Raw genomic sequence first — 7583 nt, 5'->3', positions numbered from 1 at the left:
TGGGCTCGGAGATTTGTATAAGTCACAGACCGGCGTCGGTGACGTCCCGCCGCCCCCGCCGCCGGTCGCGCGCCGCCGCCGCCGCCGCCGGTTCGGCCCGGGCAAGGTCCTGCTCACCCTGCTGTCGGTGTTCGTGCTGTTCCTCGCCGGGGTGTGGGTGTACCTGGAGTTCTCGATCAACCGGATCGCCGCGCTGGAGGACTACGAGGGCCGCCCCGCCGCCGGGGCGGGCACGAACTGGCTCATCGTCGGCTCGGACAGCCGCGAGGGCCTGACCGCCGAGGACGAGCAGCGCCTGGTCACCGGTGACGTCGCGGCCGCGGGCGGCGGTCAGCGCACCGACACGATGATGATCGCGCACCTGCCGGACAACGACACCAAGCCGACGCTGGTCAGCCTGCCGCGCGACTCGCAGGTCGCCATCCCCGGCCACGGCACCAGCAAGATCAACGCCGCGTTCTCCATCGGCGGCGCGCCGCTGCTGGTCAAGACGGTCGAGCAGGCCACCGGGCTGCGCATCGACCACTACGCCGAGATCGGGTTCGGCGGGTTCGCCAACATCGTCGACGCGATCGGCGGCGTGCACATGTGCGTCGACAAGGAGATGCACGACACCGTCACCGGCATCACGATCCCCGCCGGGTGCGGCGACCTCGACGGCGCGCAGGCGCTCGGGTTCGTGCGCATGCGCCACAGCGAGGCGACGCCACGGTCGGACCTGGACCGGGTGGAGAACCAGCGCAAGTTCATCGGCGCGCTGGTCAGCGAGATCTCCAGCCCCGGCACCCTGCTGAACCCGTTCGACGTCTTCCCGCTGCTGAGCGCCGCGCCGGACGCGCTGACCATCGACGAGGGCGACCACCTGCACAACCTGGTCGGCCTGGCCTGGGCGATGCGCGGCATCTCCTCCGACGGCGTGCTGTCCACGACGGTGCCCGTCACGTCCGCCTCGGCCGAACGCTGGGACAAGACGAAGTCGAAGCAGCTGTTCGACGCGCTGCGGAACGACACGGTGGTGCCCGAGAGCGCCATCATGACCTAGGGCGTCTCTGACGTTGAAGCGGCGTTCCCTGCCCGGCGGGGAGCAGGGTGACCAGGGGTCTGCCGTTGCCCCGCCACGCGATCCGAACGCATCGCAAACCGCGACACCACCAGCAGAACCCACCAACCACCCGCGATCGTCGTCAGGCCTTTCCTAGGGCCGGCCGAGGTCGGTGAGCAGGTCGTCGAGGGCCTGGGTGAGCGCGGCGGCGTTGGCGGGGGTGAACCAGGTCGTGCGGATGCGCTCGTTGTTCCCCTTCGGCGTCTCGTGGTCGGCCGCGAGACGCTCCAGCGTGCGGGTCCGGTCGCTCAGGGCGCGGCCGGTCTCCTGGAAGAGGCTCCGGACGTAGCGGTCCGCGTCCTCGGCGGCGATGCCGTGTCCGGCGGCCCACGCGGTGATCGTGGCGAGGTACCGGTAGTGGCTGGTCAGCGTTCCCGTCACCGCGGAGAGGACGTCGAAGGCCGCCTCGTCGCCGATCGGGAGCACCCCGCCCAGCCGCTCGAAGAACGCATCCGCCACCGGGTGGGACGGGTAGGTCGCCGTGAGGGAGCGGCGTTCGCGGATCGCGGGCAGCGGGATGGCCCGGACGATCGGGGCCTCGGTGCCCAGCGTCGCACGCAGGTCGTCGTTGGCGACGCCGGCCATCACGTTGATCACGATCTTGTCGCCGGCCACCGTCATGCCGTCGAGTGCCTCGTGCCGGTCCTGACGGCGCACCGCGATGATCACGATGTCCGCGCGGTCGGCCACCGCCTGGTTGCCGGGACACACCTGAACGCCGGGGTAGCGCTCGGACAGCTCCGCGGCGGTGCGGGCTCCCCGCGGCGAGAGGAACACCGCGGGTGCGTCGCCGCCCCCGTGGTGCAGGCCGTCCACGATGGCCCGGCCGATCTCGCCCACCCCGATGATGCCGATGCTGTTCACTGCGCCTTCCTCTCCGAGTGTTTCCACAACAGTGCGACCGCCACGATGCCCGCCAGGCAGGGCGCCATCCCGGCCCAGCCCAGCGCCGGCGGCAGCCCCGGCTCGCCCGAGACGTCCCTGATGAACAGCCCGGTCAGCCCGGTGCCGATGCCGAGCACCAGCATCACGGTCGCGGCGGGCCGGGCCCACCGCTTGCCGGCCCGGACCGCCCAGGTCGTCCAGAGCCAGCCGCCGGCGCCGAGCGCTCCGAGGACGGACAACAAGACGAGGTAGGCGGTGACGGCCGAATCGACCTGCGCCGGGGTGTAGGCCGGATAGCCGGCCCGGACGTGGCCGGCCAGGACCGCAGTGCTGAGGTACGCCAGGACCGTCACGGCGACGGTGAGTCCCAGCCCCGTGTACATCGCGGCGAGCGCCGATCGCCGCGGAGGTGATTGCGTCATCAGAACGCCTCCCCGCTCGGCACGAGGGCGGCCCGGAGGAACTCGAGGATCTCCGCCCGCGCGGTCGCGGCCTGGGGTTCCACCCCGGGCAGGGTGAGGAACGCGTGCCCCGCTCCCGGGTATTCGCTCAGCCGCGCCGGTGTCCCGGCCGCGTGCAGCCGTTCGGCGTAGCGGCGGCCGTGATCGGCCACCGGGTCGCGGGTCGGCACCACCACGAGCGCCGGGGCCAGCCCGCTCAGGTCGTCGGCGTACAGCGGTGAGACCGCCCGCGCGTCGGCTCCCGGTGGCACGCCGAGCCGCCGGATGAGCCGGAGCTGGGGCAGCGCGAGGGCCGGGGTGTGGGCGTACTCGGTGGCCGAGGGGTGGTCGAGCATCGTGCCGGTCGTGTCGGTGACGGGGTTGACCAGCACCTGCGCGTCGAGGCGCAGGCCGGCGTCCCTGGCCCGGATCGCGGTCAGGGCGCTGATCAGCGCGCCGCAGCTCTCGCCGAACACGGCCACCCGCTCCGGGTCGACACCCCACCGCGAAGCGTGCCGCACCACGTGCTGCAGCACGTCCCAGCCGTCGTCGGCGGCCGCCGACAGCGGCGTGTCGAAGTCCAGGAGGCGGTGTTCGACCGAGACGACGACCGCGGGCAGCTGGGTGGCGACGTGGCTGTTGGTCCAGTCGCACTGCACGGCCGTGCCCGTGAAGCCGCTGCCGTGCACGTGGACCACGAGCGGCAGCGCGGTTCCGGCCCCGGCCGCCGGACGGTACACCCGGACCGGCAGCTCGCGGCCGGGCAGCGGCACCTGCTGCCATTCGATCGTGGCGCCGGGGTCCGGGTGCCCGAGCATCTCCCGGGCCGCCTCGGACGCGCGGAAGCGGTTCTCCGCGTCACTGTAGGCACGCAGTTCCTCCGGCGTGATCGTGTCGAAGTCCGGTGCCGGTGGTCGCGTGACGGTTTCGCTCATGGTTGCTTCTCCTTCCCCAGAGGCATGTGTCCCCATTATGCACGCGGTGCGTGCAACGGCAAGTGCATAGGTTAGACTCGCTCCGGACGGAAGGGGCGAGATGACGGGCCGCAGGCGTTGGTCGACCGAGGAGATCCTGGACGTGGCGGCGGAGCTGCTGCGCACGAGCGACGCCGAGTCGTTCAGCGTGCGCAAGCTCGCCGTGGCGCTCGGGACCGATTCCTCCAGCCTCTACCGGCACTTCCGCAACAAGACCGAGCTGCTGCGCGCGGTCGCGGACCGGATCCTGCTGGCCGCCGTGGAAGGTCATCGCCCCGAGGGGGACTGGAAGCAGCGCATCACCGCCCTGGCCCTGCGGCTGCGGGAGGCGTTCGGCCGGCACCCGCAGCTCGCCACGATCTGGGGCCGGTACGCCTCCAGCGGCACCGGCTCGCGGCTGGTCATGGAGGAGGTGCTGCAGGCCCTGCGCGCGGCCGGCCTGCCCGACGAGGAGATCCCCGCGCGCTACCACCGGATCGTGGTCCTGCTCGCCGCGCTGATCTCCGCCGACGCCGGCGTCCGCACGCTCACCCCCGAGGAGTACGAGCAGGGCGTGGAGCTGTTCCGCGTCGCGGTGCTGGGCGCCGACCCCGGACGCTTCCCCGCCCTGGCGCACTTCGCCCGCGACGTCCGGCCGCTCGGGGCGGACCGCGGCGCCGCGTTCGAGGACATCCTCGCCGCGCACCTCGCCCACATCGAGGCCGGTCTCGGCTGACGCGGCGGAAAGTCCCGTGCGGGCCACGGCGGCGGCGTGGATGATCGGGGGATGCAGATCCCTGCGGAGACCCTCTCGGACGGGGTGATCCTGCTGCGCCGGTGGTGGGCCGGCGACGCCGAGCTCCTGCACCGCCTGGTGAACGAGTCCCTGGACCACCTCGCGCCGTGGATGCCGTGGGCGGTGGACGGCTACACCGAGCGCGACGCGCGGGACTTCCTGACGCTGTCGCGGGAGAGCTGGCTCGCGGCGGAGACCTTCGACTACGCGATCGTCGCGCCGGACGGGACGCTCGCGGGCAGCTGCGGGCTGATGGCGCGCATCGGCCGGGGCGGGCTGGAGATCGGCTACTGGCTCGCGAAGGCCTGCACCGGCCGCGGCTGGGCCACCCGCGCGGCGCGGCTGCTGACCACCGAGGCGTTCCGCGTCGGCGCCAACCGGGTGGAGATCGTCCACGACGTGGCCAACCACCGCAGCGGCGCCGTCCCCGCCCGGCTCGGCTTCACGCGCCTGGAAGAACGCCCGACGCGGCTACCGGGCGGCACCGCGGCCACCGGGAGGGTCGCGGTGTGGCGGTTGACGGCGCCCGGCGGATCGCCGCTCGGGGTCGCCTCCCGCGCGGCCGGGCAGGGCTGGGGGAAGGTCTGATCCGAGGGCGGGGGACCACCACTCCCAGTTGCCTTCCCGGCCTCCGGACACCGCCTGGGGCACGGCTGATCTGTTGACCGCGCCTGGACGCGGTAGCCGAAAAAATCACCAGCGGTGACGACATCTACACTGATCATCACACGTTCGGCCGGTAGACAAGTCTGTCCGTGCGTGATGGCGTGGCATGACTCCGGGACGGATCCGGCCCGGAGTGGGCTTGTCGGCGCCCAGACCGGGCCTGACCTGGCCGTTGTCGTTCTCCGGAAGAGGTGGAGCGTGTCGGAACCTGGTGCCGCACCAGGGTGGGCGGACGTGGCCCGTCGCTGGGCCGCGCGGTTGGCTGACACGGACGGAGTATCACTTCCCCCGGAAGAGCTCGAACGACTCCTGCACGACTTCGCGCGGACCGCCGTCGCCGAGGCCGAAGCGGCCCGCGACGCCGCCCTGCGCCGCTTCACCACGCTCTACAGCACCGCACCCATCGGCATCGCGATGGCCGATCCGGACGGCACGATCGTCGAGGTCAACAAGGAGCTCGGCAAGTTCCTCGGGCACAAGCCCGACCGCCTGCGCGGCCGCCGCCTCACCGAACTCGGCTTCGACGACCGCGACTGCCAGAAGCTCGCCACCGCCCTGGCCGAGCTGGCCGAGACCGAGATCGAGGAGTTCGCCGACCGGATCCGCCTCGCCCACGCCGACGACGCGGGCGTGTGGGCCGACATCGTCCTCACCCGCCTGCCCGGCGACCGCCCCGGCACGCTGTACCCGGTGCTGATGGCCGCCGACGCGAACGAGGTCTACACGCTGCAGGAAACCCTGCGGCACCAGAGCATCCACGACTCGCTCACCGGCCTGTCCAACGCCTCCCGCTTCCGCACCCTGCTGGAATCCGCGCTCAGCCCGTCGGCACGCGGTCAGATCGCGCTGGTCTACCTCGACCTCGACGGGTTCAAGGTGATCAACGACGGGCTCGGCGCCGGAGTCGGCGACGCGGTGCTGCGCGGGGTCGCCAAGAAGCTCAAGGAAGCCTTCGCCGACCACGACGCCCTGGTGGCGCGGCTGTCCGGTGACGGGTTCGCCGTGCTGCTGCGCGGCGAGCTGACCCCGCCGCAGGTCATCGCCCTCGTCGAGACCGCGCTGGAGGACCTGGCCGAGCCGATCTACATCGGCGAACACGGCGTCGGGGTGAGCGCCAGCGCCGGGATCGTGGTGCGGGACGTGCGCGACGGCGGTGTCGAGGACATCGAGCGCGCCGCGGAGATCGCGCTGCACCGCGCCAAGGAGGCCGGCAAGGCGCAGTGGATGCTGTTCGACCCGGAGCTCGACGCGCGGGACCGCGCCCGCTACCGGCTCGGCGCGGAGATCGCCGGCGCGCTGGAGAACGGGCAGTTCGAGCTGATCTACCAGCCCACCGTCAAGCTGGCCAACCCCGACGAGATCGCCGCCGTCAACGCGGGCCTGCGCTGGCACCACCCGGAGCTGGGCGAACTGCCCGCCGAGGAGTTCTTCCCGCTGGCCGACACCACCGGCATGACGATCCCGCTCGGCAAGTGGCTGCTGACCGAGTCGCTGCGGGCGACCGCGCGCTGGCGCGAACGCTACGGCGACGCGGCGCCGGACGTGTGCATCCGCCTGCCCAACCGGCTCGCGATCGAACCGGACCTGGTGGCGATGGTCAAGGACGAGCTGGACCGCAACGAGCTGCCGGCCAAGGCGCTGCGGCTGTGCGCGGACCCCGCGTCGATCCTCGACCCGCGCGGCGAGGTGCTCGACTCGCTCACCGTGCTGGCCGACCTCGGCGCGAAGCTGGTGCTGACCGTGCAGGGTTCGGCGGATCTGGAGCTGATCCCGCAGCACCAGCTGTCGGTGCAGCACGTGATCCTGTCCGGCCCGGTCGTCGACGCGCTCGCCGACGGTGAGCCGGAGACCGCGGCGCGGCACCTGGACCAGCTGATCACGCGGGCGCGTGAGCTGAAGCTGCGGATCGGCGCCGAGGGCGTGCGCAGCCACGAGCAGGCCGAACGGCTGCGGCGGCACGGCGTGATCGCCGCGCGTGGCGCGTTCGTGGCCGAGACCGCGACCGGTGACGAGGTCGACCAGCTCATCGAGCAGCACACCGACGCGACGGTGACCGGATGAAGCCCGGTGAGATCGTCCCGGACTTCACGCTGCCGGACGAGCGGGGTGAGCCGCGCTCGCTGAACGGGTTCCTGGAGTCGGGGCCGGTGGTGCTGTTCTTCTACCCGGCGGCGATGACGCCCGGCTGCACCGCGGAGAGCTGCCACTTCCGGGACCTGGCGAAGGAGTTCGCGGAGGTCGGCGCGCAGCGGGTGGGGATCAGCCCGGACCCGGTGGCGCGGCAGCAGGAGTTCTCGGCGCGGCACGGGTTCGACTACCCGCTGCTGTCGGACACCGAGGGCGAGGTGGCGCGAACCTTCGGCGTGCGGCGCTCGTTCGGCCCGCTGCTGACGAAGCGGCACACGTTCGTCATCGACACCGACGGGCGCCTGCTGGAAGTGATCAAGAGCGAACTGCGGATGTCCGTGCACGCCGACAAGGCGCTGGAAGTGCTGCGGGCGCGCAGCCGCTGATACGGCCGTTCCCGAGAGATCCCGGCTGGCCCGGAACCTGGCGGCGCGCCGACGCCGGATGCGGCAGCCGTCTCGGCCTCATCGGGCGAAGGGCCGCGGACTCGCGTGCCCGAGCGCGGAACTCCGTGCCCGAGCGCGGAACTCCGTGCCCGAGCGTGGGACTCGCGTGCCCGAGCGTGGGACTCGCGTGCCCGAGCGTGGGACTCGCGTGCGTGAGCGGAGTCCCGC

8 protein-coding genes are annotated in these 7583 nt (G+C 72.5%); 5 read left to right on the top strand and 3 right to left on the bottom strand.

The genetic code is table 11. The features are described from left to right. The first annotated feature begins 13 nt into the window (after positions 1-13). A complete protein-coding gene (locus D0D15_RS21330) occupies positions 14-1042 on the top strand; it encodes an LCP family protein (RefSeq protein WP_425266797.1) in 1029 nt (342 codons plus the stop codon). Between the two features lie 153 nt (positions 1043-1195). Here the strand turns inward: D0D15_RS21330 and D0D15_RS21325 are convergent, their stop codons facing one another. Genes D0D15_RS21325 through D0D15_RS21315 form a run of 3 tightly spaced genes read right to left on the bottom strand, consistent with a single transcriptional unit; the run spans position 1196 to position 3362 of the window. Beyond that, on the bottom strand, positions 1196-1966 hold the full coding sequence (locus D0D15_RS21325; protein ID WP_094007685.1) for an NAD(P)-binding domain-containing protein: 771 nt from the start codon (positions 1964-1966) through the stop codon (positions 1196-1198). Beyond that, a complete protein-coding gene (locus D0D15_RS36605) occupies positions 1963-2409 on the bottom strand; it encodes a hypothetical protein (protein ID WP_198958333.1) in 447 nt (148 codons plus the stop codon). Before D0D15_RS36605 ends, D0D15_RS21325 begins: the two co-directional genes overlap by 4 nt. Continuing rightward, positions 2409-3362: an alpha/beta hydrolase gene (locus tag D0D15_RS21315; protein WP_094007684.1), complete on the bottom strand. Its 954-nt coding sequence runs from the start codon at positions 3360-3362 to the stop codon at positions 2409-2411. The genes D0D15_RS36605 and D0D15_RS21315 overlap by 1 nt, the downstream gene beginning before the upstream one ends. A 100-nt stretch (positions 3363-3462) precedes the next feature. On the opposite strand from D0D15_RS21315, the gene D0D15_RS21310 reads away from it, so the two are divergent. From D0D15_RS21310 to D0D15_RS21295, 4 genes are all read left to right on the top strand, one after another. Further along, complete coding sequence (locus D0D15_RS21310) at positions 3463-4116, top strand: TetR/AcrR family transcriptional regulator (protein WP_094007683.1); 654 nt, start codon at positions 3463-3465, stop codon at positions 4114-4116. A 51-nt stretch (positions 4117-4167) separates the two neighbouring features. Continuing rightward, positions 4168-4764 (top strand): GNAT family N-acetyltransferase, encoded by a 597-nt coding sequence (locus tag D0D15_RS21305; RefSeq protein ID WP_094007682.1) that lies wholly within the window; start codon positions 4168-4170, stop codon positions 4762-4764. A 312-nt stretch (positions 4765-5076) separates the two neighbouring features. After that, positions 5077-6903 (top strand): GGDEF and EAL domain-containing protein, encoded by a 1827-nt coding sequence (locus D0D15_RS21300; RefSeq protein WP_094007681.1) that lies wholly within the window; start codon positions 5077-5079, stop codon positions 6901-6903. Beyond that, positions 6900-7355 (top strand): peroxiredoxin, encoded by a 456-nt coding sequence (locus D0D15_RS21295; protein ID WP_094007680.1) that lies wholly within the window; start codon positions 6900-6902, stop codon positions 7353-7355. Before D0D15_RS21300 ends, D0D15_RS21295 begins: the two co-directional genes overlap by 4 nt. Positions 7356-7583: the final 228 nt, after the last annotated feature.

This window comes from Amycolatopsis thermalba, from assembly GCF_003385215.1.
Taxonomy (GTDB): Bacteria; Actinomycetota; Actinomycetes; order Mycobacteriales; family Pseudonocardiaceae; genus Amycolatopsis_E; species Amycolatopsis_E thermalba.
This window is presented reverse-complemented; position numbering and strand designations above follow the sequence as displayed.